At 72.6% G+C, this 24,944-nt stretch carries 24 protein-coding genes; 8 read left to right on the forward strand and 16 right to left on the reverse strand.

The window, feature by feature from the left end; all coding sequences use genetic code 11:
• Positions 1 to 11: 11 nt before the first annotated feature.
• A complete protein-coding gene (locus tag MRBLMG1_RS23100; RefSeq protein ID WP_367826005.1) occupies positions 12 to 1,868 on the reverse strand; it encodes a PQQ-binding-like beta-propeller repeat protein in 1,857 nt (618 codons plus the stop codon).
• Positions 1,869 to 1,981: 113 nt separating this feature from the next.
• Entirely contained in the window at positions 1,982 to 3,787 is a 1,806-nt protein-coding gene (locus MRBLMG1_RS23105) for an ABC-F family ATP-binding cassette domain-containing protein (RefSeq protein WP_367826006.1), read from the reverse strand.
• 93 nt (positions 3,788 to 3,880) lie between these two features.
• Here MRBLMG1_RS23105 and MRBLMG1_RS23110 point away from each other — a divergent pair, with 93 nt between their 5' ends.
• Complete coding sequence (locus MRBLMG1_RS23110) at positions 3,881 to 4,153, forward strand: CopG family transcriptional regulator (RefSeq protein ID WP_367826007.1); 273 nt, start codon at positions 3,881 to 3,883, stop codon at positions 4,151 to 4,153.
• Positions 4,150 to 4,569 carry a DNA-binding protein gene (locus MRBLMG1_RS23115; RefSeq protein ID WP_367826008.1) on the forward strand — a complete coding sequence of 140 codons (420 nt, stop codon included), beginning with the start codon at positions 4,150 to 4,152 and terminating at the stop codon, positions 4,567 to 4,569. The genes MRBLMG1_RS23110 and MRBLMG1_RS23115 overlap by 4 nt, the downstream gene beginning before the upstream one ends.
• On the opposite strand, the gene MRBLMG1_RS23120 is transcribed toward MRBLMG1_RS23115, so the two are convergent.
• The 7 genes from MRBLMG1_RS23120 to rsmI all read right to left on the reverse strand — a co-directional run bounded on the left by MRBLMG1_RS23120 (position 4,556) and on the right by rsmI (position 11,678).
• Complete coding sequence (locus MRBLMG1_RS23120) at positions 4,556 to 5,848, reverse strand: acyltransferase family protein (RefSeq protein WP_367826009.1); 1,293 nt, start codon at positions 5,846 to 5,848, stop codon at positions 4,556 to 4,558. The genes MRBLMG1_RS23115 and MRBLMG1_RS23120 overlap by 14 nt on opposite strands.
• A gap of 165 nt (positions 5,849 to 6,013) precedes the next feature.
• The gene (locus MRBLMG1_RS23125) at positions 6,014 to 6,946 is read right to left on the reverse strand and encodes a 4-(cytidine 5'-diphospho)-2-C-methyl-D-erythritol kinase (RefSeq protein ID WP_367826010.1); all 933 of its coding nucleotides are present in this window, start codon (positions 6,944 to 6,946) and stop codon (positions 6,014 to 6,016) included.
• The gene (gene rsmA, locus MRBLMG1_RS23130; RefSeq protein ID WP_367826011.1) at positions 6,943 to 7,815 is read right to left on the reverse strand and encodes a 16S rRNA (adenine(1518)-N(6)/adenine(1519)-N(6))-dimethyltransferase RsmA; all 873 of its coding nucleotides are present in this window, start codon (positions 7,813 to 7,815) and stop codon (positions 6,943 to 6,945) included. The genes MRBLMG1_RS23125 and rsmA overlap by 4 nt, the downstream gene beginning before the upstream one ends.
• 129 nt (positions 7,816 to 7,944) lie before the next feature.
• Positions 7,945 to 9,249: a ubiquitin-like domain-containing protein gene (locus MRBLMG1_RS23135; RefSeq protein WP_367826012.1), complete on the reverse strand. Its 1,305-nt coding sequence runs from the start codon at positions 9,247 to 9,249 to the stop codon at positions 7,945 to 7,947.
• Positions 9,250 to 9,321: 72 nt separating this feature from the next.
• Entirely contained in the window at positions 9,322 to 10,191 is an 870-nt protein-coding gene (locus tag MRBLMG1_RS23140; protein WP_367826013.1) for a TatD family hydrolase, read from the reverse strand.
• A 41-nt stretch (positions 10,192 to 10,232) separates the two neighbouring features.
• The gene (locus tag MRBLMG1_RS23145) at positions 10,233 to 10,652 is read right to left on the reverse strand and encodes a hypothetical protein (RefSeq protein ID WP_367826015.1); all 420 of its coding nucleotides are present in this window, start codon (positions 10,650 to 10,652) and stop codon (positions 10,233 to 10,235) included.
• A 138-nt stretch (positions 10,653 to 10,790) separates the two neighbouring features.
• Positions 10,791 to 11,678, reverse strand: a complete 888-nt coding sequence (rsmI, locus tag MRBLMG1_RS23150; protein WP_367826016.1) for a 16S rRNA (cytidine(1402)-2'-O)-methyltransferase — start codon at positions 11,676 to 11,678, stop codon at positions 10,791 to 10,793.
• 52 nt (positions 11,679 to 11,730) lie between these two features.
• On the opposite strand from rsmI, the gene MRBLMG1_RS23155 reads away from it, so the two are divergent.
• Positions 11,731 to 13,473, forward strand: coding sequence for a dolichyl-phosphate-mannose--protein mannosyltransferase (locus MRBLMG1_RS23155; RefSeq protein WP_367826017.1), 1,743 nt, complete (start codon positions 11,731 to 11,733; stop codon positions 13,471 to 13,473).
• Positions 13,474 to 13,569: 96 nt separating this feature from the next.
• Here the strand turns inward: MRBLMG1_RS23155 and MRBLMG1_RS23160 are convergent, their stop codons facing one another.
• From MRBLMG1_RS23160 to MRBLMG1_RS23170, 3 genes are all read right to left on the reverse strand, one after another.
• Positions 13,570 to 14,013 (reverse strand): hypothetical protein, encoded by a 444-nt coding sequence (locus MRBLMG1_RS23160; RefSeq protein ID WP_367826018.1) that lies wholly within the window; start codon positions 14,011 to 14,013, stop codon positions 13,570 to 13,572.
• Between the two features lie 175 nt (positions 14,014 to 14,188).
• Complete coding sequence (locus MRBLMG1_RS23165; RefSeq protein WP_367826019.1) at positions 14,189 to 16,381, reverse strand: FG-GAP repeat domain-containing protein; 2,193 nt, start codon at positions 16,379 to 16,381, stop codon at positions 14,189 to 14,191.
• 148 nt (positions 16,382 to 16,529) lie between these two features.
• On the reverse strand, positions 16,530 to 17,093 hold the full coding sequence (locus MRBLMG1_RS23170; protein ID WP_367826020.1) for a dihydrofolate reductase family protein: 564 nt from the start codon (positions 17,091 to 17,093) through the stop codon (positions 16,530 to 16,532).
• Between the two features lie 201 nt (positions 17,094 to 17,294).
• Here MRBLMG1_RS23170 and MRBLMG1_RS23175 point away from each other — a divergent pair, with 201 nt between their 5' ends.
• The 3 genes from MRBLMG1_RS23175 (at position 17,295) to MRBLMG1_RS23185 (ending at position 20,471) form a co-directional block, all read left to right on the forward strand.
• Positions 17,295 to 18,938 (forward strand): penicillin-binding transpeptidase domain-containing protein, encoded by a 1,644-nt coding sequence (locus MRBLMG1_RS23175; RefSeq protein WP_367826021.1) that lies wholly within the window; start codon positions 17,295 to 17,297, stop codon positions 18,936 to 18,938.
• Between the two features lie 187 nt (positions 18,939 to 19,125).
• Positions 19,126 to 19,623: a YbaK/EbsC family protein gene (locus tag MRBLMG1_RS23180; protein WP_367826022.1), complete on the forward strand. Its 498-nt coding sequence runs from the start codon at positions 19,126 to 19,128 to the stop codon at positions 19,621 to 19,623.
• Positions 19,620 to 20,471, forward strand: coding sequence for an EamA family transporter (locus MRBLMG1_RS23185; protein ID WP_367826023.1), 852 nt, complete (start codon positions 19,620 to 19,622; stop codon positions 20,469 to 20,471). The genes MRBLMG1_RS23180 and MRBLMG1_RS23185 overlap by 4 nt, the downstream gene beginning before the upstream one ends.
• A gap of 530 nt (positions 20,472 to 21,001) precedes the next feature.
• On the opposite strand, the gene MRBLMG1_RS23190 is transcribed toward MRBLMG1_RS23185, so the two are convergent.
• A complete protein-coding gene (locus MRBLMG1_RS23190) occupies positions 21,002 to 21,436 on the reverse strand; it encodes an ATP-binding protein (RefSeq protein ID WP_367826024.1) in 435 nt (144 codons plus the stop codon).
• Positions 21,437 to 22,020: 584 nt separating this feature from the next.
• Here MRBLMG1_RS23190 and MRBLMG1_RS23195 point away from each other — a divergent pair.
• Positions 22,021 to 22,884 (forward strand): helix-turn-helix domain-containing protein, encoded by an 864-nt coding sequence (locus MRBLMG1_RS23195; protein ID WP_367826025.1) that lies wholly within the window; start codon positions 22,021 to 22,023, stop codon positions 22,882 to 22,884.
• A gap of 15 nt (positions 22,885 to 22,899) precedes the next feature.
• A complete protein-coding gene (locus MRBLMG1_RS23200) occupies positions 22,900 to 23,097 on the forward strand; it encodes a DUF397 domain-containing protein (protein ID WP_367826026.1) in 198 nt (65 codons plus the stop codon).
• A 200-nt stretch (positions 23,098 to 23,297) separates the two neighbouring features.
• Here the strand turns inward: MRBLMG1_RS23200 and MRBLMG1_RS23205 are convergent, their stop codons facing one another.
• Genes MRBLMG1_RS23205 through MRBLMG1_RS23215 form a run of 3 tightly spaced genes read right to left on the reverse strand, consistent with a single transcriptional unit; the run spans position 23,298 to position 24,891 of the window.
• On the reverse strand, positions 23,298 to 23,885 hold the full coding sequence (locus MRBLMG1_RS23205) for a pyridoxamine 5'-phosphate oxidase family protein (RefSeq protein ID WP_367826027.1): 588 nt from the start codon (positions 23,883 to 23,885) through the stop codon (positions 23,298 to 23,300).
• A gap of 47 nt (positions 23,886 to 23,932) precedes the next feature.
• On the reverse strand, positions 23,933 to 24,268 hold the full coding sequence (locus tag MRBLMG1_RS23210; protein WP_367826028.1) for a hypothetical protein: 336 nt from the start codon (positions 24,266 to 24,268) through the stop codon (positions 23,933 to 23,935).
• Positions 24,265 to 24,891 (reverse strand): RNA polymerase sigma factor, encoded by a 627-nt coding sequence (locus MRBLMG1_RS23215; RefSeq protein ID WP_367826029.1) that lies wholly within the window; start codon positions 24,889 to 24,891, stop codon positions 24,265 to 24,267. The genes MRBLMG1_RS23210 and MRBLMG1_RS23215 overlap by 4 nt, the downstream gene beginning before the upstream one ends.
• Between the last annotated feature and the right edge of the window lie 53 nt (positions 24,892 to 24,944).

Genomic DNA, 24,944 nt, shown 5'->3' on the forward strand with positions numbered 1-24,944 from the left:
GTCCGTGCACCTCACTTGCTGAAGGCCATCATGGTCTTGACCTGCATCTCGTCCTTGTCGTTGGACGCCGACACACGTCCGCTCGCCACCACGAAGGTGCCGCTGCCGTAGGCGTAGCCCGCGCTGTAGAAGCTGCCCTCGATGTCGGAGGCCGAGACCGGGTGCTGGAGCACGATCTTCGGCGCGCCGCCGGTCGGCGCGAGGGTGGCGACGGCCCCGCCCTGGTCGTACAAGGGGGTCACGTACAGCAGGACGTCGGAGCCCTCCATGCGCAGCGGGGTCACCGACCGGCCCTCGGGCGCCTTGGCGCGCCACTTGGCCTTGCCGTTCTTCAGGTCGAAGGCGACGACCTCGTTCGTCTTGCCGTAGCCGCCCTCGGTCGCCATGTAGAAGGTGTTCGCGTCGGCGGCGACTCCGGTGCAGCCCTGGAGGTTCTTGCCGAAGATGACGAAGCTGCCGCCGCAGTCGGGCGCGAACTTGTCCTTGCCGCCCTGGATCTGCGAGCGGAGCTTGCCGTTGGCGTCGAGCGCGAAGACGGTCCACTTCTTCTGCTCGCGCTGCGTGGCCGAGACGACCAGCGGGTCGACCGAGTAGACCTTGTCGACCTCCCAGTCCGCCTCCAGCTTGAAGGTGAACCTGGGCTTGCCGGTGTTGGGGTCGACCTGGCCGACCGCCTGGATCTTCTTGGTGGTGCTGCCGGACGGGCAGTCCATGGCGGCGATCAGCTTGCTGCCGCCCGCGTAGGCGAAGGGCTTGCAGCCGGTGGTGGCGCCCTTGAAGAGCTGCCGGCCGTCGGCGAGCGAGAAGCCGTACGCGCTGCTGGTGCCGGCCGCGGTGACCGTGTTGCCGCTGATGGCCAGGGTGTTGTCGGAGAACGCGAAGAAGCCCGTGGCCTTGGGCACGGCCTTCTTCCAGCCGGCCTTGCCGGTCTTCAGGTCGATCTTCTGGAGCTCGGTGCACTTGGCGCCGTCCTTGGCGCTCTCGGCGTACCCGAACACCATGGAGCCGTCGGCGGCGGGCTCCGGCGGGGCCGCGCACAGCTCGAACGGCACGTCGACGTGCCACTTGCGCTTGCCGTCGCTCAGGTTGTAGCCGTCGACGCCCTTGTACATGGCCTTGACGACGGTGTCGCCGACGATCCACGGGCCGAACACGTCGGAGCCGTTGCGGGGCAGGTCGACGTCGTTCTTGATCAGCCAGGCGACCTTGTCCTCGCCGGGCTTGCGGTCGGCGTTGAGGTCGTCGTCGCCCTCCCGGCCGTCGCCGGAGCCGTCGCCCTGGTCCACCGACTCGGTGGGCTTCGGAACGGCGGAGGTGCTGGCGGAGGTGGTGGGCCCGGCGATCGGGCCCTTCTCGTCGTCCCCGCCGGAGACGACCGCCCAGGTCGTGACGGCGGCGACCAGGACGGCTCCGGCGGCCACGGCCGCGACGATGCCGGTCCGGCCCTTCAGACCGCCGCCACCGGAGGCGGGCGGCGGGGTGGGCGCGCCCGGGTACATCGGCTGGGTGGGGTAACCGCCGTACGGGCCCTGCTGCTGACCCTGCTGCGGGTAGCCGTACGGCTGCTGCGGCTGGCCGTACGGGCCGGGCTGCTGGCCGTACGGACCCGGCTGCTGCGCGTACGGGCCCGGCGCGGCCGGCTGGCCCGGCTGCTGGCCCGGCGCCTGCGGGTAGCCGTACCCGGGCTGCGTCGGCTGGCCGTACGGACCCGGCGCGGCGGGCGGCGGGGTCTGCGGCGCCGGCGGTGCCTGCGGCGGGACCGGCGGCACGGGCGGCATGCCCGGGGTCGGGCCCTGGCTCGGGCCCTGGCTCGGGTCCTTGGGGGCTCCGAAGCCCCCCGGCGGCTGGTTGCTGGGCGGCTGGGTCATCAGCGGTCTCCCCCTTGACGTGAACGGGTTTTCTTTCTACCACTCACGCGATGGCGCAAAAGCGACCGGTCCGCCCCTTGTACCCAAGGGAGGACCGGCCTGTGATGCCCTCGTTATGCGTCCTCGGCCAGTTCGAGCCAGCGCATTTCCAATTCCTCGCGCTCCCCGGCGAGTTCCCGGAGCTCCGCGTCGAGCTTCGCCACCTTCTCGAAATCGGTGGCGTTGTCGGCGATCTGCGCGTGCAGCTTCGCCTCCTTGTCGGAGACCTTGTCGAGCTGCCGCTCGACCTTCTGCAGCTCCTTCTTGGCGGCGCGCGCGTCGGCGGCGGAGACGCCGGGCTTCGCCTGCGCGGGCGCGGCGGCGGGCGCCGGGACGGACGCCTCGATCATCCGCCGGCGCCGCTCCAGGTACTCGTCGATGCCGCGCGGCAGCATCCGCAGGGCCCGGTCGCCGAGCAGCGCGAACGTCTTGTCGGTGGTGCGCTCGATGAAGAACCGGTCGTGGGAGATGACGACCATGGAGCCCGGCCAGCCGTCGAGAAGGTCCTCGAGCTGGGTGAGGGTCTCGATGTCGAGGTCGTTGGTGGGCTCGTCGAGGAAGAGGACGTTGGGCTCGTCCATCAGCAGGCGCAGCAGCTGGAGGCGGCGGCGCTCGCCACCGGAGAGGTCGCCGACCGGCGTCCACTGCTTCTCCTTGGAGAAACCGAACTGCTCGCAGAGCTGCCCCGCCGTCATCTCACGGCCCTTGCCGAGGTCCACGCGGTCGCGGATCTGCTGCACGGCCTCCAGGACCCGCAGGGTGGCGGGGAGTTCGGTGACGTCCTGGGAGAGGTAGGCGAGCCGGACGGTCTTGCCGACCACGATCTTCCCGGCGGCCGGCTGCGCCTCGCCGTCGGTGGTCGAGGCGTCGGCGAGGGCCCGCAGGAGTGAGGTCTTGCCGGCGCCGTTGACACCGACGAGGCCGATGCGGTCGCCGGGGCCGAGCTGCCAGGTCAGGTGCTGGAGGAGGGTCTTGGGACCGGCGGTGACGGTCACGTCCTCCAGGTCGAAGACCGTCTTGCCGAGGCGGGCGTTGGCGAACTTCATCAGCTCGCTGGTGTCGCGCGGCGGCGGCACGTCGGCGATCAGCTCGTTCGCGGCCTCGATGCGGTAGCGCGGCTTGGAGGTACGGGCGGGGGCGCCGCGCCGCAGCCAGGCCAGCTCCTTGCGCATCAGGTTCTGCCGCTTGGTCTCCTCCGTGGCGGCGATCCGCTCGCGCTCGGCGCGGGCGAAGACGTAGTCGGAGTAGCCGCCCTCGTACTCGTGGACGTCACCGCGCTGCACGTCCCACATGCGGGTGCAGACCTGGTCGAGGAACCAGCGGTCGTGGGTGACGCAGACGAGCGCCGAGCGGCGCGTCTGCAGGTGCTGGGCGAGCCAGGAGATGCCCTCGACGTCGAGGTGGTTGGTGGGCTCGTCGAGGACGATCAGGTCCTGGTCCTCGATGAGGAGCCTGGCGAGCGCGATGCGCCGCCGCTCACCGCCGGAGAGCGGGCCGATGACGGTGTCCAGACCGTTCTCGAAACCGGGCAGGTCGAGCCCGCCGAACAGACCCGTGAGCACGTCGCGGATCTTGGCGCTGCCGGCCCACTCGTGGTCGGCCATGACGCCGATGACCTCGTGCCGGATGGTGGCCTTCGGGTCGAGCGAGTCGTGCTGGGTGAGCACGCCGAGGCGCAGCCCGCCGCTGTGGGTGACGCGGCCGGTGTCGGCCTCCTCCAGCTTGGCGAGCATCCGGATGAGGGTGGTCTTGCCGTCGCCGTTGCGCCCCACGACCCCGATCCGGTCCCCCTCGGATACGCCGAGCGAGACGCCGTCGAGCAGGGCACGGGTGCCGTACACCTTGCTGACTGCCTCGACATTGACCAGGTTGACGGCCACGTTGACTCCTGTACGGGGGATCGATCGACGTCCCAGGGTACGTCGCCGGGCCCTTCCCACCCGACGGGTGGCATCAGCGGTAGCATGAGGAGCATGAGCGAGCCCACCCAGAAGTACTCGATCAGCATGCCCCGGGACCTCGCGGAAGCGGCACGCGCGCGCGGAGGCCCCTCCGGGCTCTCGGCCTACGTCGCCGCCGCCGTCGCCCGTCAGATAGAACGGGACGACCTCAACGAGCTCATCGCCGTCGCCGAGGCCGAGCACGGACCCGTCACGGACGAAGAGGTCCAGGCGCGGCGCGAGCAGCTGCGGCAGGCACGCGCGGCACAGACCGGGACGGCACCCGGCCGGTCGAGTGCGGCGTGACGCCACCCCGCACCGAAGCCGCCCCCGGCGGCACCCTGGTGCTCGACAGCGAGGGACTCGCCAGAGCCGTTCTGCGTGACCGCGAGGTCACGGGCTGGCTCGCTCTCGCCCGCGCCGACGACCTGCGGGTCGTGGCGAGCGCGGCCACGCTGGTGGAGGTGATGCACCCCCGCATCAACCGGGCCGCGCTGGAATGGACCCTGTCCCGCATCGTCGTCGAACCCGTGACCGCCGCCCTCGCGCGCCACGCGGCGGCCCTGCTCGGCGAAGCCGGGCTGCACGGCCACGAGTACGCCATCGACGCGATGGTCGCCGCGACGGCCCTCTCGGCCCCGGGGCCGGTCACCGTACTCACGTCCGACCCGGAGGATCTCCTCACCCTCTGCGGAGGCCGGGCGACCGTCATCGCGATCTGATCCGCCCCGCCCGCTCCACCAGCAGCCACCCCACCAGCGCGAGACCGACCGCCGCGGGCGCCGTGACCGGGACGGCGATCAGGGTCGCCGCGTGACCGTCGAGCAGCCCGGCGAAGCCCGTCAGGGAGAGGCCGAGGACGCCGAAGAGCGCCAGCGTGATGCCGAGGGCCGCGAGGGGGCCGCCCGAGTCGGTCGCCGGGGCCGCCGGGGCGGGAGCCTCGAAGCGGCGGAAGACCGCGACGAGCAGCGCCGTGAGCACGGCGGCCGCCGCGAACCGCAGCGGGACCTGCGCCCACCAGCCGGCCGACGCCGGGGCCGGAAGCTCCACGCCGAGCCCGAGCATCGCCCCGTACACGCCGAGCATCGCCGTCAGGTGCCACAGGAACGCCGTCATCGCGATCCCGTTGGCGGCGACCACCGTCCGCCACACCCCGGCGCGGGCGGTGAAGCGGGCCCCCGGGCCCTTCAGGAGCTCGACCGCGCCGACCAGCCACAGACCGTGGCAGAGCAGGGCGAGCGTCGGCGGGGCCATGTTCGACACCTTCTCGCCGGGCATCCCCACCATGGACAGCGGATAGGGGCCGAGGGCGACGAGCGCGGTCGCGCCGGCCAGGCCCGCGCCGGCGAGCAGCGCCGGGCGGCGGATCATGCCGTCGGCGCGCAGGAAGCCGAGCTGGTGGACGGCCAGCCACACGAACGCGAAGTTCAGGAACTCCACGAACGGCACGTCCGCCGCGAACCGCAGCACGTCCACGACGACCGCCCCGCCCGCGAGCACGGCGAACGCGCCCCACCCCCACCGCTCGTGCAGCCGCAGCAGCGGCGGGGTGAACGCCACCATCGCCAGATAGATCCCGATGAACCACAGCGGCTGCGTGACCAGCCGCAGCGCCACTCCCGCGAGCCCGCCGTCCGCGCCGGTCAGCTGGAGCACCAGCGCGGCCGCCCCCCACACCCCGACGAACACCATCGTCGGCCGCAGCAGCCGCTGCAGCCGGGCCCGCAGGAAGGCCGCGTACCGCGGACGGGAGCGGTGGGCCAGGGCGTGCGAGAACCCCCCGACGAAGAAGAACACCGGCATCACCTGGAACACCCAGGTCACCGCCTGGAGCGCCGGCACCACGGCGAGCAGGTTCCCCACCCGCCCGTCACCGTCGACCGCCGCCATCAGCCAGTGGCCGAGCACCACGACCCCGAGCGAGGCGACCCTCAGCAGATCGACGTACCGGTCCCGCGTCGCCGGCGTGGCCGCCGCGACGTCCCGCGCGCTCATTCCCATGCGGCCACGCTCCCGCGACCGCCCTCCGGGCGACAGGGCGCGGATACTCAGCCGGCCGCTGAGTAGCGGGAGACGGCGCCGGACGAAGCGGCGCCGGCCGCGCACGTCGAGCGTGGGGCCCGCGCCGGACGGCCGCCGAGCACCGCGCCCGGCGCTCCTCCCGCGTCAGACGGGCAGGACGACCGCGCCTCGGGCCGGGGAGGTCGCCGGGCGCGCCGTGCGGCAGGTGCCCGAGGCGATCAGGGCGGCTGCGACGGTCTCGGCGGCCTCCGCGTCCTTCACGAGGAAGGCGGTCGTCGGGCCGGAGCCGGAGACCAGCGCGGCGAGGGCGCCCGCTTCCGTGCCGGCCGCGAGCGTCGCGGCGAGCGAGGGGCGCAGGGAGAGCGCCGGGGCCTGGAGGTCGTTGGCGAGGGCGCCCGCGAGGGCGGTGGTGTCGCCGGTGCGCAGGGCGTCCAGGAGCGCCGGGGACGCGGCCGGTTCGGGGATCTCGACGCCGTCGGCGAGCCGGTCGAACTCGCGGAACACCGTCGGCGTCGACAGACCGCCGTCGGCGACGGCGAACACCCAGTGGAAGGCGCCGCCGACCGGCAGCGCGGTCAGCTTCTCGCCCCGCCCGGTGCCGAGCGCCGCCTCGCCGACCAGGCTGAACGGCACGTCGGAGCCCAGCTCCGCGCAGATCTCCAGGAGCTCCTCGCGCGAGGAGCCGAGACCCCACAGCGCGTCGCACGCGAGCAGCGCGCCCGCGCCGTCGGCGCTGCCGCCGGCCATGCCGCCGGCGACCGGGATGTCCTTGGCGATGTGCAGGTGCACGTCCGGGGAGATGCCGTGCCGGGCCGCGAGCAGTTCCGCGGCCCGCGCGGCCAGGTTCGTCCGGTCCAGCGGCACCTTGTCGGCGTCCGGGCCCTCACAGGTGATCGTGAGCCCGTCGGCCGGGGTCGCGGTCACCTCGTCGTACAGCGACACGGCGAGGAAGACGTTCGCCAGGTCGTGGAAGCCGTCGGGCCGCGCCGCGCCGACGGCCAGCTGCACGTTGACCTTGGCGGGGACCCGTACGGTGACGCCGCCGGGGACGCCCCGGGACTCCGTACCGCCGGTCACGCCTTCGCCTCCGCGATCCGGGCGAACTCCTCGACGGTCAGCGCCTCGCCGCGCGCCTGCGGCGAGACGCCGGCCTTGACGAGGGCCTCCTCGGCGGCGGCGGGCGAGCCCGCCCAGGTGGCGAGGGCGGCGCGGAGGGTCTTGCGGCGCTGGGCGAAGGCCGCGTCGACGACCGCGAAGACCTCCTTGCGGGTGGCGGTGGTCGCCAGCGGCTCGGTGCGGCGGACGAGGGAGACGAGGCCGGAGTCGACGTTCGGCGCGGGCCAGAAGACGTTGCGGCCGATGGAGCCGGCGCGTTTCACCTCGGCGTACCAGTTCGCCTTGACCGACGGGACGCCGTAGACCTTGTTGCCGGGCTTGGCGGCGAGCCGGTCGGCGACCTCGGCCTGGACCATGACGAGGGTCCGCTCGATGGTCGGGAACCGCTCCAGCATGTGGAGCAGGACCGGCACGGCCACGTTGTACGGAAGGTTGGCGACGAGCGCGGTCGGCGCCGGACCCGGCAGTTCCTGGACGTGCATCGCGTCGGAGTGGACGAGCGCGAAGCGGTCGGCGCGGGCCGGCATGCGGGCCTGGATCGTGGCGGGCAGCGCGGCGGCGAGCACGTCGTCGATCTCGACGGCCGTCACCCGGTCCGCGGCCTCCAGGAGCGCCAGGGTGAGGGAGCCGAGCCCGGGGCCCACCTCCACGACCACGTCGTCGGGCCGCACCTCGGCCGTGCGGACGATCCGCCGGACGGTGTTGGCGTCGATGACGAAGTTCTGGCCCTTCTGCTTCGTGGGGCGCACGCCGAGGGCGGCGGCCAGCTCACGGATGTCGGCGGGGCCGAGGAGGGCGTCGGGGCTTTCGGGGCCGGTGGTGGTGCTCACCGGTACAGCCTACGGGGCCCCGGTACGGCCGACCTACGGCTCACCGGTGCGGCCCCGCCACGCCCGGCCGCGCACACCGGCGCACGCACCCACCGGTGACGGCCCCGGCCCCCGGAAGGCCGCCCGGTCTCACCCGTGCAGCCGCCGGCCGCAGTGGGGCCACGGACTCGCGCCCCGCTGCACGTACAGCTTCTTGGCGCGGAAGGTCTGCTCGGAGGCGGGCGCGTCCTGGGCGACTCCGCTGCCGCCGAGGGAGCGCCAGGTGCCGGGGTCGAACTGGTAGAGCCCGCCGTACGTCCCCGAGGGGTCGACGGCGTTCGGGCGGCCGCCGGACTCGCAGGCGGCGAGGCCGCCCCAGTCGAGCCCGTCGGCGCCCGCGACGGACGTGGGCAGTGGCCGGGTGCCGATCCGCACCTTGCGGCCGACCGGCTCGCGGACGATCTCCTCGCCCGTCCTGCGGGGCTTCTGCTTGACGCCGTTGACCGTGCGCAGGCTGTAGGTGACGCGGCGGACGCCGGGGACGCCCTGCCGTTCGACGGTCTCGGTGCCGGCGAAGAGCTCCGGGTCGCGGACCGTCTCGACGGCGTACGGGATGGCCTCCTCCCGCACCTGCCGGGAGCCGGTGATCCGCAGCACGTTCACGGTCTGGCCGTCGCGCGGGAACGCGCCGGGCGCCACCGACGTCGTGTCCTGCCCGGCGAGGGTGATCCCGGCCTCGACGAGCGCCTCGCGGACGGTGGCGGCGTTGGTGCGGACGGTCCGCTCCCGCCCGTCCACGAGGAACGTGATCGTCCGCTCGGTCCGTACGTCGAGGGCGAGGCCCTGCCGGGAGATCGCCGCCCCGCGGGACACGGAGAGGTACGCGCCCTCCGCGCGGACCCCGAGCTGGCGCAGCGCCCCCTCGACGGTCCGGGCGGTCGTCCACACCTGGCGGCGCTGCCCGTCGAGGGTGAGCGCGACCGGGCGACCGTAGCGGACGACGATCTCGTCGCCGTCGGCGAGCGCCTCGCCCGGGGCCGGGGCGACGATGTCGTGCGCGCCGACGGCCAGGCCCTCGTCGGCGAGGAGCTCCTCGACCTCGTCGGCGAACGTGTGGAGGGTGCGCGGGACGCCGTCGACGGAGAGCCTGACCTCCTTGTCGTCGGCGACGAAGGCGCTCGTGCCGCCGGCGAGGAAGGCGACGACGAGGGCCTGCGGGACGAGCCGCCGCAGCCCGTCGCCCGCTCCCCCCGAGGCCTTGCGGCGCCGGGCGGACCGCCGGGAGCCGGCCCGGGAGCCCTGTCCGGGGACGGTGCCGGACCCCGGACCGGCCGCCGCACGGGCACCCGGACCGGCGTCCGGCATCACGAGGGGCGCCGCCTGGGTCGGCTGCTCGTGCAGCGGCAGGGCCGCGCCCCGCCGTCCGGCTCGGTGACTGCCCTGGGAAGTACTCACGAGGCCGGGACCCTAGCCCCGACCGTCGTCACTCTCCCGGACGACCCGACTACGACACGTAACCGTTATGGATCAGTAATCGAAGGCGCGGGCGGTGTTCACGGCGATCGCCTCCGCGAGCTCGTTCTCGCCGATCCCCCGCACCTGCGCCATCGCCCGGACGGTGACCGGGATCAGGTACGGGGCGTTCGACCGGCCGCGGAAGGGCGCCGGGGTCAGGAAGGGCGCGTCGGTCTCGACCAGGACCAGCTCCAGCGGGGCGACGGCGAGCGCGTCCCGCAGCGGCTGGGCGTTCTTGAAGGTGACGTTGCCGGCGAAGGACATGTAGTAGCCCTTGGCCGCGCAGATCTCGGCCATCGCGGCGTCGCCGGAGTAGCAGTGGAAGACGGTCCGCTCCGGGGCGCCCTCCTCGTCCAGCACGCGCAGCACGTCGGCGTGCGCCTCCCGGTCGTGGATCACCAGCGCCTTGCCGTGCCGCTTGGCGATCTCGATGTGCGCGCGGAAGGAACGCTCCTGCGCGGCGATGCCGTCCGGCCCCGTCCGGAAGAAGTCGAGCCCGGTCTCACCGACCCCGCGCACGTACGGCAGGGCCGCGAGCCGGTCGATCTCGGCGAGCGCGTCGTCGAGGGCCGCGTCCCCGCCGCCCTCGCGGGCGCCCTGCCGGGACCAGCCGTCGGGGTCCCCGAGGACGATCCTGGGGGCCTCGTTGGGGTGCAGCGCCACGGCCGCGTGCACGTTCGCGTGGGCGGCGGCCGTCTCCGCGGCCCACCGGGAGCCCTTCACGTCGCAGCCGACCTGCACGACCGTCGTCACCCCCACGGCGGCGGCCTTGACCAGCGCCTCCTCCACGGTCCCGGACTGCATGTCCAGGTGGGTGTGCGAATCCGCCACCTCCACGAGGAGCGGTTCGGGCAGCGGCGGCGGGGCGTCCTTGGCACTCATGGCCCGATCGTACGAGGGCCATGAGTGCCACCGCCAAAGCGTTACTTGTTGTGGCGGAAAGGATGCAGGAGGTCCGACAGGTGCCAGTGGTGCGGCACCGGCGGCTTCTCGGGAGTGTCCTCGGTCAGCTCCTGACCGATGGGCCCGGCCGGTGAGACCGGCTTCGTCGCCCGCGCCCCGTGCTGGTGCTTCTCGGTCGCGGCGATCAGGTCGAGCACCGACGACACCTGCCCCGCGCGCATGATGCGGACGACATGACCGCCGCAGTTCATGCAGGTGGGACTGGACAGCGGGGACGGAACCCGCTCCCCGTCGGCCTTGTAGACGACGAATTCCTGGCCGGCGGCGTCGACGTGGTGCTCGATGTCGTACGCCTGCTCCCAGCCGTATCCACAGCGCATGCAGGCGAAGGCGTACGCCTCATGGGCGACGGATATGCCGGTGCCGGTGATCTCGCTCATGCCAGCTCCTCTCCACTGATCAGTGGACGCCTTTTCGGGCCGGAGCGCATCAGCGCGGGACGAACCATGGAAGGCTTTTGGCTCTTCCCTTGCCAAGCACCCTTGGAAGAGTCCCGGCGCCGGGTCGGGCTTTGCCTTTCAGATTAGTCCTTTACCTTTTCCGTGGCCCGAACCGTCCGCGTTCTTTGCCGCCACCACGGCATCGAACACCTCGCGCTTGGGAAGTCCCGCGTCGGCCGCGACGGCGGCGATGGCCTCCTTGCGGCGTTCCCCGGCCTCCTCGCGGACCCGGACCCGGCGCACCAGCTCCTCGGCGTCGAGTTCCGCCGGGCCGGTCTCCGGGGCGCCCTCGACGACGACGGTGATCTCGCCGCGGACACCCTCGGCGGCCCAGGCGGCGAGCTCGGCGAGCGGGCCGCGCTTGACCTCCTCGTACGTCTTGGTCAGCTCCCGGCAGACGGCGGCGCGGCGGTCGGCACCGAAGACCTCGGCCATCGCGGCGAGCGTGTCGTCGAGCCGGTGCGGGGCCTCGAAGTAGACGAGGGTCCGCCGTTCGTCGGCGACCTCGCGGAGCCGACCGAGCCGCTCGCCCGCCTTCCTCGGAAGGAAGCCCTCGAAGCAGAAGCGGTCCACGGGCAGGCCCGAGAGGGCGAGCGCGGTGAGGACGGCGGACGGACCGGGGACGGCCGTGACCTTGATGTCCTGCTCGACGGCGGCGGCGACGAGCCGGTAGCCGGGGTCCGAGACGGACGGCATGCCGGCGTCGGTCACCAGGAGCACGCGGGCGCCGCCGACCAGCGCTTCGACCAGCTCGGGCGTCCGGGCGGACTCGTTCCCCTCGAAGTACGAGACGACCCGGCCCGTGGTGTGGATGCCCAGCGCGCGGGTGAGCCCGCGCAGCCTCCGGGTGTCCTCGGCGGCCACGATGTCCGCGTTCTCCAGTTCGGTGGCGAGTCGGGGCGGAGCGTCCGCGATGTCACCGATGGGGGTCCCTGCGAGTACCAGCGTTCCTGTCACACGGAACATCCTCGCAGCCCGGACAGGCGACGCGCACAGGCGCGTTCCCTACGATGGCGCGGTGACCAGTACCGCACCCGAGACCCTGGAGGGCCGGCAAGCCGTGGCAGAGCCCTCTTCGTGGCAGCAGCGGCTGCGGCGTTTCGGCTACGAGCCGCCCGCCGGAAGCTCCGCACCCATCGGGCTGCGGGAGCGGCTCGTCCCGTCCTACACCCGGCCCTCCGCCCGCGTGTGGTCGCTCGTCGGCCTCGGCCCCGGGCCCGCCGAACGGCTCTGGCGGCTGATGGCCTGGGGCGGTCCGCTCCTGGTCACGGCCGTCGCCGGCCTGCTGCGGTTCTGGAACCTCGGCAAGCCGCGCGCGGTGATATTCGACGAGACGTACTACGCCAAGGACTCCTGGGCCCTGATCAACCAGGGGTACGAGGGCGCCTGGCCGAAGGACATCGACAAGACGATCCTGTCCGACCCGGGCGCGGTGCTCGTGCCGACCGACCCCGGGTACGTCGTCCACCCGCCGATGGGCAAGTGGATGATCGGCGTCGGCGAGAAGCTCTTCGGCTTCGAGCCGTTCGGCTGGCGCTTCATGGTGGCGCTCCTCGGCACGCTGTCCGTGCTGATGCTCTGCCGGATCGGCCGCCGGCTCTTCCGCTCGACGTTCCTGGGCTGCCTGGCCGGCCTGCTGCTCGCCGTCGACGGACTGCACTTCGTGATGAGCCGCACCGCGCTCCTCGACCAGGTGCTGATGTTCTTCGTCCTCGCCGCCTTCGGCTGCCTCGTCCTCGACCGCGACCGGACGCGGCGGCGGCTCGCCGCGGCGCTCCCCGAGGACGAGGAGGGCGTCCTGCGCCCCGACGCGGAGATCGCGGAGTCGCTGCGCCTCGGCTGGCGGCCGTGGCGGCTCGCGGCCGGCGTCTCGCTGGGCCTCGCGGCGGCGACCAAGTGGAACGGCCTGTACGTCATGGTCGCCTTCGGCCTGATGACCGTCCTGTGGGACGTCGCGGGCCGCCGCACCGGGGGCGCCGTCCGCCCGCACCTCGCGGTCCTGAAGAAGGACCTGGTGCCGGCGTTCGTGTCAGTCGTCCCGGTGGCCATCGGCACCTATCTGGCGACCTGGACCGGCTGGCTCGTCTCCGACAAGGGCTACTTCCGCAACTGGGCCGTCGAGCACGACAAGCTGGCCGGCGGCGGCACCTGGGGCTGGCTCCCCGACTGGCTGCGCAGCCTCTGGCACTACGAGTCCGAGGTCTACACCTTCCACGTCGGCCTGACGTCGCCGCACACCTACCAGTCGAACCCCTGGTCCTGGATCGTCCTCGGCCGCCCCGTCTCGTACTTCTACGAGTCCCCGGCCCCCGGCACCCGCGGCTGCCCCTCCACCGCCAAGGAGAAGTGCGCCCAGGAGGTCCTCGCCCTCGGCACGCCCCTCCTGTGGTGGGCCGCCTGCTTCGCCATCCTCTACGTCCTCTGGCGCTGGGCCTTCCGCCGCGACTGGCGCGCCGGCGCCGTCGCCTGCGGCATCGCCGCCGGCTGGCTCCCCTGGTTCCTCTACCAGGAACGCACCATCTTCCTTTTCTACGCGGTCGTCTTCGTCCCCTTCCTCTGCCTTGCCGTCGCCATGATGCTCGGCGCCCTCATCGGCCCCCGCGGCTCCTCCGAAAGACGCCGCACATTCGGCGCGGTGGCCGCCGGCTGTCTCGTCCTCCTCATCGTCTGGAATTTCATCTACTTCTGGCCCATCTACACCGGCACCCCCATTCCACTCGACCAATGGCGAGCCCGAATGTGGCTCGACACCTGGGTCTAGCGGGGGAATTACACGAAGAGGGCGCGACCGGCGGTCGCGCCCTCTTCGTCGTCGTTGTCGGCGGTGGCTGCGCCGGCGGCGTCGGGGGTGGCCGGGTCAGTGCGTGGGGAGGGTGAGGACGCAGTGGGGGAGGTCGTGGTCGGGGTCGCCGACGCGGGCCCAGAGCTTGACGACCTCGTTGTGCTTCAGGGCGGAGTAGGAGTCGGGCCTCCGACCGTCCGCTTCGGGGTGGGCGGCGTCGAAGCGGACGCGGAGGAAGCTCTGCTCCTTGTTGGAGGTCAGTTTCCAGGTGCCCGTTCCGGACCAGGCCAGGTCTTCCTCCCAGCCGACGGCGACGCAGATGTCATGGGCGACGAACGTCCCGTCCGGCTTCAGCGTGAGGGTGCCGTCGTCGGCGTCGGTCCAGGTGGTGACGAGGTCGGCTCGCTTCAGCAGGATCGGTTTGCCTTCGGGTGGCGGGAGTTCGTAGAGCCTGCCGCAGGCCGTGAGGGCGAGGGCCGTGGCGAGCAGGATCGGCGCAGTACGACAGTGACGCGACACTTCCACCCCTAGCGGTTACGCGGGCTGCGTGCGCGGCCGGTGGGCGCGCCCGCATGCCGTACCCTGACACGGAATTTGAACATGTTCAAGTCAAGGTGTCGGGCGGGGACGGGGGGGACGCGCAGAGGGCGCGACCGGTGGTCGCGCCCTCTGCCGTGCGGGTCGTGCGGGTGGATCAGGAGACGAGATCCGTGGTGTCGGCCGGGGTCACGTACGTGTCCTGGGCGGGCAGGAAGGGGAGGTCCCATCGGCCGGTGCCCCTGTACAGCGAGCCCTGGTAGTACGAGCTGCTGATGCCGAGGAGGTCGGGGCGGCCGTCGCCGTCGGCGTCGCCGGCGCCGATGAGCTGGCTGAACTTGTTCCAGCCGGAGCCGATGCGGGTGCGGGAGGCGAAGGTGCCGTCGCCCTTGCCGAGGTACTGCCAGAGGACGCCGTCCTTGTCGCGGGCGACGAGGTCGCCGGCGGCGGCGCCGGCGATGTTGCCGACGGCGGCGAGGTCGTTGTAGATGCCCCAGCCGGTGCCGATCTGCTTGCGGCCGGCGAAGGGCTTGGCGGCGTCGCCGGTGCCGGGGTAGAGCCAGAGGCCACCGGACTTGTCGGTGGCGACGGCGTCCGGGCGGCCGTCGTTCGTGAGGTCGCTGCCGACCGCGATCTTGTCGTAGATCTGCCAGCCGGTGCCGACCTTGAGCCGTCCGCCGAAGCCGCCGACGCCGTTGCCGGGGTACAGCCACAGCACGCCGGTCTTCTCGCGGGCCAGGAGGTCGCCGACGGTCGAACCGCCCAGGTCGCCCGTGGCCTCGACGCGGTCGTAGATGTTCCAGCCGGTGCCGACGAGGGCCCTGGGCTCGACCCCGTGGACGCCCATCTGCTCGTTGATCGGGCGGTAGAAGAGGTCGGTGCGCCAGAGGCGGCCGACCGAGTCCCGGGTGAGCAGGTCGGGGCTGCCGTTGTCGTTGAAGTCGTGCGGCGCGGCCTTGCGGACGACCTTGAAGGTGCCCTTGCTGACGGCTTCCGGGCCGATGCCGTTGACCGGGCGGGCGGCGATCTCCCAGGTGAAGTCGCCGTTGTGGACCTCTTCGTCCCAGTTGCTGTCGACCCAGCCGAAGGACGCCTCCTTGATCCCGTTCGAGGTGAGCGTCTGGGTCTTCCCGGTGCGCACGTGGCGCACGGTCACCGTCGCGTTCGCCGCCCGGGACAGGGCCCAGCGGAAGATGAACCCGTTGTTCTTGTCGAGGTCGAGCTCCGCCGCGGGGACGGCGGTGTCGGTGACGACGAGCTCGGTGGGCTCGCCGGTCGTCGCGACCTTCTCGACCGTCGCGTCCTCGCTGCCCGCGGCGGCGATCCGGTACATGCCCTCGCCCTGCCCGACGAGGCCGCCGAGCACGTAGAGGCTGCCGTCGGGGGCGGGCGCGAGCTGGTAGGCGTGGTCGAGCAGCGGCTTCGACGTCTTGGTGGTGAGGTTGTAGGCGGTGAGCGGGTAGTGCGTGCCGGGCTGCCACTGGCTCATGCCGCCGAGCTGCCCGTACACGACCTGGTCGCCGACGAGGGCGAGGTGGAAGTCGCCCGACGCCGTCCCCTCCCTCACCGGGACCTCCTGGCGGGTGCCGGTGGCGAGGTCCTCGACGTGGACCTGCGGCGTCTCGTACGTCCCCTCGCCGGTGGCCCAGGCGGTGCGGGTGGCGGAGACGGCGTCGTGGCCGACCGTGTTGTACGCGCGGACGGGACCGGCGGACGCGGTGGCGAGGTCGATGACGGCCCACTTGTAGACCTCGCCCTGCCGGAAGTGGACCACGGCCTGGTCGGGCGTGGACGGCAGGACGGTGAGGGAGAGCGCGTCGGTCGGGATGCCGGTCACCGTCGTGCCGGCGCTGTCCGCCTCGGTGTACTTGCGGAGCACCGTGCCGGACTCGGTCACGCGGGTCGTGAAGACGGCGTCGCCCGCGGCGCCGGCGTACTTCGCGTCGGTCGCGGCCGAGCCGACGGCGAGCTGGAGGTTGCCACTCGTGGTCAGGTTCCGCTGCGTGATCTGGGTGGAGCTGCGGAAGACGAGGTAGTCGGTGGTCCGCGTCGACCGCAGGTAGGTGAGGCCCGTGTACGCCTGGCCGCCGCCGTCCGAGTAGCGCCTGAAGGCCGTGACGTTGTCGGGGGAGACGGTCAGGAAGCCGGTCACCCCGGCGCCGGCGAGCCGGCTGCCCTTGGGGTAGGTGATCGGGTCCGCGTCGGTGGTCGCCGCGGTCGCCGCGAGGAACCCGCCTGCCGCCGGTACGGCGTGCGCGGGGGCGGCCAGCGCGCTCGCACCGAGGGTGACGGCGAGCACGGTGGTGACGGCGGCGGCGAGCCGCCGTCGGGTCGAACGAGCCAGGGGCACGTGTCATTCCTCCCGGATGCATCAGGCGCACCATGCGCCTCATGGAACAGACCTCCGGGAGGGCGAAAGGTTGTACGGATCCGGGACACGTGTTGCCCAAGTGGCGCCCGGTGTCTGTCCCTAGGACTCCGTCTCTAGCACTCCGTCTCTAGGACTCCGTGCGGCGCACGCGGAAGCGGAGGACCGAGACGGCGCCCGAGCGCGTCGCGCTGAGCGGTTCCAGGTCCGTCCTGGGGAGACCGGGGGGCAGGAAGCGGACGCCGTCGCCGAGGAGGACCGGGAGGACGTACACGAGGAGTTCGTCGACGAGGCCGCGGCGCAGGCATTGGGCGGCGACGTCGGAGCCGAGGATCTCCAGGTTCTTGCCGCCCGTGGCGGCGCGGGCCGTGGCGACCGCCTGCGCGATGTCGCCGGTGAGGACGGTGACCGCCGGGTCGAGCGGATCCGGCGGCCGGTGGGTGAGGAGGAAGAGGGGTCCGGAGAAGGGGTAGTCGGTGCTGCCGGGCCGTTCGACCTCCATTCGCGCGCCCACGTCGTAGGTCCGGCGGCCGACGAGCATGGCGCCGGTGGCCGCCGCGTTCGCCGCGATCACATCCGGCTCCACGGCGTCGGAGATCCAGTCCATCGCGTCACCGGGGCCGGCGACGAAGCCGTCGAGCGACATCGCCCTGTTCACGACCACTTTGCCGCTGCCGGCGCTCGAACCGCTCATGTCGCTCACCCGTCCCGTATCGTCCCCCCGTCCCCCCGTCCCCCCGTCCCCCCCGTCCCCCCGTCCCCCCGTCCCCCCCGTCCCCCCGTCCCCCGTCCCCCGTCCCCCTGGGGCAAGTGTGACGGAAATGGCGATAGTTGCTCGACACAACGGAAGTGACACGCTTGACTGGACGGCCACCTGGGGAGGGGAGGCGCAGCCATGCGCAGTGGAGCCAAGGTCGCGATCGTCGGAAGCGTGTTCGCCGTGCTGGCGGGCGGGGTGGGATACGGGGGCTACAACCTCTGGAACGGCGTCACGGGAGGCGACTCGGACATCGGTACGCGGTCGGACGCCGCGCCGAAGACCGGGCCGGTCACCGGCGATGAGGTGACGTCGACCGCACGGGACTTCCTCGCGGCCTGGGCGGCCGGCGAGTCGGACCGGGCGGCGCAGCTCACCAACGACCCGGTCGCGGCGGGACCCGCCGTCCTCTCCTACCGGCAGGGCGCGGGCGTCTCCCGGGCCACCATCACGCCGGGGACGCCGGTCGGGGCCAAGGTGCCGTTCACCGTGGAGGCGACCGTCACCTTCGAGGGCGTCTCCAAGCCCTGGTCGTACGCCTCCGAGCTGACCGTCATCCGCGGCGAGGCCACCGGCCGCCCGCTGGTGAAGTGGCTGCCGACCGTGCTCCACCCGAAGCTCACCGCCGGCGGCACCCTGCGCACCGGAGTCGCGACGACCGCCTCCGTCAAGGCCGTCGACCGCGACGGCAAGGAGCTGACGGCGGAGAAGTACCCCTCGCTCGGGCCGGTGCTTGACGAGCTCCGGAAGCGGTACGGGGCCAAGGCCGGCGGTACGAGCGGCGTCGAGACCTGGGTCGAATCGGGCAGCTCGACCGTTCCCGACAGCACCCTCCTCGTCCTGACGAAGGGGAAGCCCGGCCTCCTGAAGACCACCATCGACGCCGGCGTCCAGGCGGCGGCCGAGAAGGCGGTCAAGGCGTACGGGACGGCCGCGGTCGCCGCGGTCGAGCCGTCCACGGGAGCGATACGGGCGGTCGCCAACAGCCCGGCCGGCGGTTTCAACACCGCCTTCCAGGGCCGGCAGGCCCCCGGCTCGACCATGAAGATCGTCACGGGCGCGATGATGATGCAGCGAGGCCTGGCCACGCCCGGCAGCCGGGTCGAGTGTCCGCCCACCGTCGGCTGGTACGGCTACACCTTCCACAACCTCGACGACTTCAAGATCACCAACGGCACCCTCACCGAGGCCTTCGCCCGCTCCTGCAACACGGCCTTCATCAAGTCGGTCAAGCCGCTCAGCGAGAAGGACCAGGAGAACACCGCGCTCGGCGAGACCGCCCGCCGCTCCTTCGGCATCGGCCTGAACTGGCAGGTCGGCGTCCCCACCGCGGACGGCAGCGTGCCCGAGTCGCAGGGCGTCGAGACGGCCGCCTCGTACATCGGCCAGGGCAAGATCACCATGAGCGCCCTAAACGTCGCCTCGCTCTCCGCGACCGTCAAGAACGGCGGCTTCCTCCAGCCGTACCTGGTGGCGCGGGACCTCGACGACCGCGAGTTCGCCACCGCCGACCGGCTCTCCCCCGACGTCGCCTCGGGGCTCCGCCGCATGATGAGCGCGGCGGCCACGAGCTCGGCCGGCACCGCGACGAAGGTCATGGCCGGCGTCCCCTCCCCCAAGGGCGCCAAGACCGGCTCCGCCGAGGTCGGCGACCAGGCCACCTCCAACAGCTGGTTCACCGGCTACTCCGGCGACCTCGCCGCCGCCGCCGTCGTCGAAGCCGGCGGCCACGGCGGCGACGCGGCCGGCCCGGTGGTCGCCCAGGTCCTGCGGGCGGGCTGACGGGGGGCGGTCCGGTGGGGCCTGTGGAGGGGGCGTCGAGAACGTCCCGGCGGACGGCGGGGCGCTGATCGTCGCCAACCACTCGGGGACCGGGCGGGACGCGCGGCGTCCGGTCGGGCCGCGCGACCGCCGTCCGGAACCCGGAACCAGGTCGCGTGCCCCGTACACCCACCGCTAGCGTGCGGTTATGACGACCTCTGACGACGCGACCGCACCCGCGCACCCCCAGTTCGCCGCAGCCCTGAGGGAATTGGGCCTCGATGTCGAGATCAGGCGCTTCCCGGACGAGACCCGCACCGCGCAGCAGGCCGCCGACGCCATCGGGTGCCGGGTCGCGGAGATCGTGAAGTCGCTGATCTTCGCCGCGGACGGGGTGCCGGTCCTCGTGCTGATGGACGGGGCGTCGCGGGTGGACGTCGAGCGGGTACGGGAGGAGCTGGGCGCGGAGAAGGTGACCCGGGCCGACGCGAAGGTGGTGCGGGAGACGACCGGGTACGCGATCGGGGGCGTCCCGCCCTTCGGGCACCGGACGCGGACACGGGTCCTCGCCGACCGCGGGATCCTCGAACACGACGTGGTGTGGGCGGCGGCGGGCACCCCGCACACGGTCTTCGCGCTCGACCCGAAGACGCTGGTGACCCACGCCGGCGGCACGCTGGTCGACGTCCGCGAGCCGTCGGCGTGACCCCGCTCGTCACGCTCGCGGTCCTCGTCGCGGCCGTCACCCACGCCAGCTGGAACGCCATCGCCCACGGCATCAAGGACCAGCTGCTCTCCTTCACCCTGATCGCCGGCGGCGGCGCGCTGATCGGCCTGGCCGCGGTCCCCTTCGTCCCGCTGCCCGCGGCCGGCGCCTGGCCGTACCTGATCGCCTCCGCGCTCCTCCACGTCGGCTACTACGCCCTGCTCATGCGCTCGTTCACGCTGGGCGACTTCGGCCAGATGTACCCGATCGCCCGCGGGTCGGCCCCGCTCGTCGTGACCGTCCTCGCGGCGGTCTTCCTCGACGAGCTCCCCGACGGCTGGCAGCTCCTCGGCGTGGCCGTCGCCTGCGCGGGCCTGACCGGCCTCGCCCTGTGGGGCATCCGCGGCAAGGACGCCCGCCCGCACTGGCCCGCGCTGCTCGCGGCGGGCGCGACGGGCCTGTCGATCGCCCTGTACACGGTCGTCGACGGGGTCGGCGTCCGCGCCTCCGGCACCTCGCTCGGCTACGTCGCCTGGTTGATGATCATGGAGGGCCTGGCGATCCCCGCCTACGCCCTCTGGACCCGCCGCGCCGCCCTCCTCCCCCAACTCCGCCCGTACGCCGCCCGCGGCCTCCTCGGCGCCGCCCTCTCCGTCGCGGCCTACGGCCTCATCCTCTGGGCCCAGACCAAAGCCCCCCTCGCCCCGATCGCCGCACTCCGCGAGTCCTCCATCATCGTCGGCGCCGCCATCGGCGCCCTCTTCTTCAAAGAACGCTTCGGCGGCCCCCGCATCGCCGCAGCGGGCCTGATGGTCGTAGGCATCGGCCTGATGCTCCACGCAGGCTGACGACCCCCCGCGGCACGAGACCGTACGGCGCGGTGCCCCCGGGGGCGGGACCGCGCGGTACGGCACCTCGCGGGGCGGGGGCCCGGCCGTACGGCGCGGCACCGCCACGGGGCGGGACCGCGCGGGTACGGCACCTCGCGGGGCGGGTCGCGGCCGTACGGCGCGGCACCGCCAAGGGGCGGGACCGCGCGGGTACGGCACCTCGCGCGGCGGAGACCCTACGGCGGCGGCACGCTACGGGGTGAGGCCGTCAGGCGCCGGCCGCCTGCGCTCCCGCGCCGTCGCACGACGCCCTGAAGAAGTCCGTACGGATGCGGCGGAAGCCCGTGTGCCCGGTCTCCTGCGCGTGCGCCAGGCACCACAGGGCGGGCCCCCGCCCGTCGTCGGCCGGACCGGACCCGTCATGACACGTCGTGCACTCCGCCTCGGTGATCGGCCCGCTCCCCGCACGGTCTCCCCGTAACGCCCACAGCTTCGGCCGCCACCCGCCCCGCGGCACGACCCCGGCCACCCGAGTCGCCGCCGTCCCCTCACGTCCCATCCGACTCCCCCTCCACGGCAAGCTCCGCCCACACCAGCTTTCCCGCCCCACGCCGATCGCAGACACCCCACTTCGAGGCGAGGACATCAACCAGGGGCAGCCCCCACCCCCCGTCCGCACCACACTCCGGCAGCGCCATCAACGGCCGCCGCTCCGATGCGTCATGGACCTCGATGCGCAGCGTGCCCGACACCCGTGCGAAGCGCGTCTCGATCTCCCGACCACGGACCCGGCCATGCCGCACGGCATTCGTCAGCAACTCCGAGAGCACGAGCGCGGCGGCGTCCTCGACGGCCTTCCACTCCCACCGGGCCAGCGTCCTCCGCAACTCCCGGCGGGCGAGCGGCACGCTCCTCGCACCCTGGCCCCACCGCAGTACGACGGTGCCACCGCACTGGGCGTTCACCTGTGTCGGCTGCTCCATCAGGCCACCTCGATCCCGTGGATCAGCCTCGGCCCCACATCCACCCCATGCACGGCCAACCACAGCGCCCGCCTCCGTTGCCTCTGCACCCGGCTCCGCTGCCGGGCCGCTTCGTGCGCGTCCAGATACGGGCGTACGAGTCGACTGTCCTCACCTCGGAGGAGGGGAACTCTGCTATGACAGCGCGTTGTTGTCGTTGACGCGACGCAGCTGCGGGCGGGGACAGCTGGGGCCGGCGGAGTGACCCCCAAACGCCGACGCCCCGAAGGGGGCAGTAACAGCCGCAGGAACAGTCCGACAAGGCGGACGATAGGGTTACTCATGTTGACGCTCCTCGAACAGCGTTGACCACGCCCCCGGACCGTTAGCGCGGTCGCGGGGGTCTCCTGTTTCACACACAGGCCGACAAGATCACTCCAGCGTCACGAGAGGGCGACGGTGAGTGACCGTGGCCACAGCATGCCCGCGTCCGCCCAAAGAATGCAAGCCTTGCGAAATACCTGTTGGCGTTCGAATCGAGTTGAGCGCCGGCGCAGTGACCACGCACACTCGCGGGTACCAGCCGGCAGAGAAGGGACCGCATCATGCCGGACAAGCGACCACGCCCACCGACCGTCAGACTGCGGCGTCTCGCAGCCGAGTTGAGGAAGCTGCGCGCCGAGGCCGAACTCACCCGCGAGGACGTCACCGAGCGCACCGGGATCAACGAAGCGACGCTCTACCGGATCGAGCGGTCACGGGCACGCCCCCAGAAGCGCACCCTCATCGCCCTGTTGGACATCTACCAGGCCAACGCGACTCAACGAGCCGACCTGTTGGCACTTCAGAGCGGATCCAACGACCAGGGCTGGCTACGGCCGTACCACTCGGAGCTGCCCGAGGAGTACACCTCGTACATCGGCTTCGAAGCCGAGGCGCGGACCGTCCGCAATTACGAGTCTCTGTTCATTCCCGGACTCGCCCAGACCGAGCCCTACGCCTCGGAGGTCGTCAGGGGTGTCCTGCCGATGGCCAGCCAGAAGGAGATCGCGCAGCGCGTCCAGGCACGCATGGAGCGGAAGGCCGTCCTCACCAAGGAGCACCCGCTGCAACTGTGGGCGATCGTGGACGAGGCGGCCCTGAGACGCCGGGTCGGTGGACGGGACGTCATGCGGGGCCAGGCGCGGCATCTGCTGGATCTCATGGCGGAGCCCCACGTGACGTTCCAGGTGATCCCGTTCGAGAAGGGCGCGCACGCCGGAATGACCGGCAGCTTCGTCCACATGGACTTTCCGGATGCGGACGACCCCGAACTCGTCTATCTGGACACACCCGCCGGTGACTTGTTCCTGGAATCGGAGGCAGAGATCCGGCGCTACAAGTCGATGTTCGAGCACCTCCAGGCGGTGGCACTGGGGCCGAACGAGAGCGCCGACCTGCTGACTAGAGTCGCGGAAGCGAAGGACTGAAAGAAGGTGTTGGAAGTGCAGCACGAAGCCTCCGAGCCCACCTGGCGAAGCAGCAGCTACAGCAGCGGGAACGGGCAGTGCGTCGAGGTCAGGGACGGCCTCGCGGACACGGTGCCCGTCCGCGACAGCAAGGCCCCTGCCGGTCCGCGGCTCCTCTTCGAGGCGGAGGCCTGGGCGTCGTTCGTCGGTGCGGTGAAGTCCGAACGGCTGTAAGCCCTCACCGGGAGGAGGCTCCGTGAGGCCGAGCACTATCGGGAGCGGGCAGTGGAGTCGGGGGTGCCGGGGGACGTGGCAGGAGATCCCCGACCGCGTCGCCGCCGCCTACGAACGTCTCCGCGACCAGGGGTTCACCAGTCGGCTCGTCAGGCCGTGAGGCCCGTCGCCCTCCCCCCGGGGTGGCGGGGGCGGAGTGTTCAGAAGGTGCTGGGCGGGAGGGGGAGGGGGAGGCCGGGGAGGCCGTCGATGCTTTGGGCGATGTGGTCCTTCTTGGCGAAGTAGGCGCTGAGGGAGGCGTCGTCCTCGCGGGCGAAGCGCTTGCCGTGGAGGTCGCGGTCTTCGTCGTAGGACATGAAGGGGACGCCGTATCCGCAGGAGTCGCGGACGAGTTCGGCGGTGACGACGATGATGGCGCGCAGGCCGTGGAGGGACGGGTCGATGTCCGGGAAGTGGGCGAGCAGGTCCGTGAAGCGGGGGTCGTCGCGGAAGACGGGCTCGCCGCGGCCGTGGACGCGCACGATGTTGGGCGGGCCCTGGAAGGCGCACCACATCACGGTGATCCGGCCGTTCTCGCGCAGGTGGGCGACGGTCTCGGCGGTGCTGCCGGCGAAGTCGAGGTAGGCGATGCGGTGTTCGTCGAGGACCGCGAAGGAGCCCTTGAGGCCCTTGGGGGAGAGGTTGACCGTTCCGTCGCCGTCCAGCGGGGCGGTCGCGGTGAAGAAAATCGGCTGCTGCTCGATGAAGGTGCGCAGGCGGCCGTCTATGCGTTCATAAGTCTTTCCCATGTCTAAGGATTATGTAAGGAAAAGCTTCGCCTGTCTAACGACCCTTGCTACGGTCGGCCGTTGACCTGCGAACCCTTCACCGACGGGGCGACCGGACCGGGCGTCACGGGCACCGGCCGGGGCTCGGTGACGGCCGGGGTGCGGGCCGGCGGGGCGGGCTCCGGGTTCACGGGGGCGCCCGGGCCGAGGACGAGGCCGTGAACGACCGCCGCCGCCACCGCCGCCGTACCGAGGGCGGCGAGGGCCAGGCCGTACACCCGGCGGGTCCCCCACCTGCGGCCCCGGGGAGGGGCGGCGGGGCGGAGGTCCTGGGGGGTGACCAGGGACGCGCGGGCCACGAGGGCGGCCCGCAGGCGGGCCTCGGTGGTGCGGTGGGGAGTCATCGGGACGTCGCCTCCAGCTGTTTCTCCAGCGCGTCGAGGGCGCGGCTCGCGGTGGATTTGACGGTGCCACGGGAGAGACCGAGGGTCTGGGCGATCTGGGCCTCGGTCAGTTCGGACCAGTAGCGCAGGACGAGGACCTCGCGCTGCCGGCGGGTGAGCCGGGCCAGCGCGTCGAGGACGTGCCGGTGCTCCTCGGCGAGCAGCAGCGCCTCGTCGACGGGCGGACCCGCGCCCTGGTGGGGCGGGGTGTACGCGCGGGCGGTGCGGCGGCGGCGCAGGACGGAGCGGGCCGCGTTCACGACGGCGGTGTGCAGGTACGCCCCGGGGTCCTGGAGCCCGGACAGCGCCGTCCCGTACCTGCGGCACACGGCCGCGAAGGCGTCCTGGACGACGTCCTCGGCCGTGTGCAGGTCGTCGACCAGGAACAGCGCGAGCCGCACCATGTCCATCCGCCGCGCCCGGTACAACTCCGTCAGCGAGGGCGGCCGTTCGTCGTCCCGCACGGCCGGCAGGGCCCGCAGGTGCCGGCCCGGCCCTATCACCGGCACGTCCTCGGCTCCCGACACTCGGGCGAGCAGGCGGGACCACCACGACGGGGGCGCTGCGGATATCGCGTACTGCATGGGCCTCGTTCCGGAGGGGTGGAGAGGGGTGGAGGGGCGGGCGAGCGGACCGC

This window comes from Streptomyces sp. LMG1-1-1.1, assembly GCF_040815545.1.
Taxonomy (GTDB): domain Bacteria; phylum Actinomycetota; class Actinomycetes; order Streptomycetales; family Streptomycetaceae; genus Streptomyces.

What these genes read in the sequence shown, in the direction of transcription:
- MRBLMG1_RS23170 (WP_367826020.1), bottom strand. Translation starts at nt 17,093, where the DNA reads ATGAGCGGTTCGAGCGCCGGCAGCGGCAAAGTGGTCGTGAACAGGGCG.
- MRBLMG1_RS23215 (WP_367826029.1), bottom strand. Translation starts at nt 24,891, where the DNA reads ATGCAGTACGCGATATCCGCAGCGCCCCCGTCGTGGTGGTCCCGCCTG.
- MRBLMG1_RS23100 (WP_367826005.1), bottom strand. Translation starts at nt 1,868, where the DNA reads ATGACCCAGCCGCCCAGCAACCAGCCGCCGGGGGGCTTCGGAGCCCCC.
- MRBLMG1_RS23180 (WP_367826022.1), top strand. Translation starts at nt 19,126, where the DNA reads ATGACGACCTCTGACGACGCGACCGCACCCGCGCACCCCCAGTTCGCC.
- MRBLMG1_RS23110 (WP_367826007.1), top strand. Translation starts at nt 3,881, where the DNA reads ATGAGCGAGCCCACCCAGAAGTACTCGATCAGCATGCCCCGGGACCTC.
- MRBLMG1_RS23145 (WP_367826015.1), bottom strand. Translation starts at nt 10,652, where the DNA reads ATGAGCGAGATCACCGGCACCGGCATATCCGTCGCCCATGAGGCGTAC.
- MRBLMG1_RS23195 (WP_367826025.1), top strand. Translation starts at nt 22,021, where the DNA reads ATGCCGGACAAGCGACCACGCCCACCGACCGTCAGACTGCGGCGTCTC.
- MRBLMG1_RS23175 (WP_367826021.1), top strand. Translation starts at nt 17,295, where the DNA reads ATGCGCAGTGGAGCCAAGGTCGCGATCGTCGGAAGCGTGTTCGCCGTG.
- rsmI (WP_367826016.1), bottom strand. Translation starts at nt 11,678, where the DNA reads ATGTTCCGTGTGACAGGAACGCTGGTACTCGCAGGGACCCCCATCGGT.
- MRBLMG1_RS23205 (WP_367826027.1), bottom strand. Translation starts at nt 23,885, where the DNA reads ATGGGAAAGACTTATGAACGCATAGACGGCCGCCTGCGCACCTTCATC.
- MRBLMG1_RS23120 (WP_367826009.1), bottom strand. Translation starts at nt 5,848, where the DNA reads ATGGGAATGAGCGCGCGGGACGTCGCGGCGGCCACGCCGGCGACGCGG.
- MRBLMG1_RS23190 (WP_367826024.1), bottom strand. Translation starts at nt 21,436, where the DNA reads ATGGAGCAGCCGACACAGGTGAACGCCCAGTGCGGTGGCACCGTCGTA.
- MRBLMG1_RS23210 (WP_367826028.1), bottom strand. Translation starts at nt 24,268, where the DNA reads ATGACTCCCCACCGCACCACCGAGGCCCGCCTGCGGGCCGCCCTCGTG.
- MRBLMG1_RS23140 (WP_367826013.1), bottom strand. Translation starts at nt 10,191, where the DNA reads ATGAGTGCCAAGGACGCCCCGCCGCCGCTGCCCGAACCGCTCCTCGTG.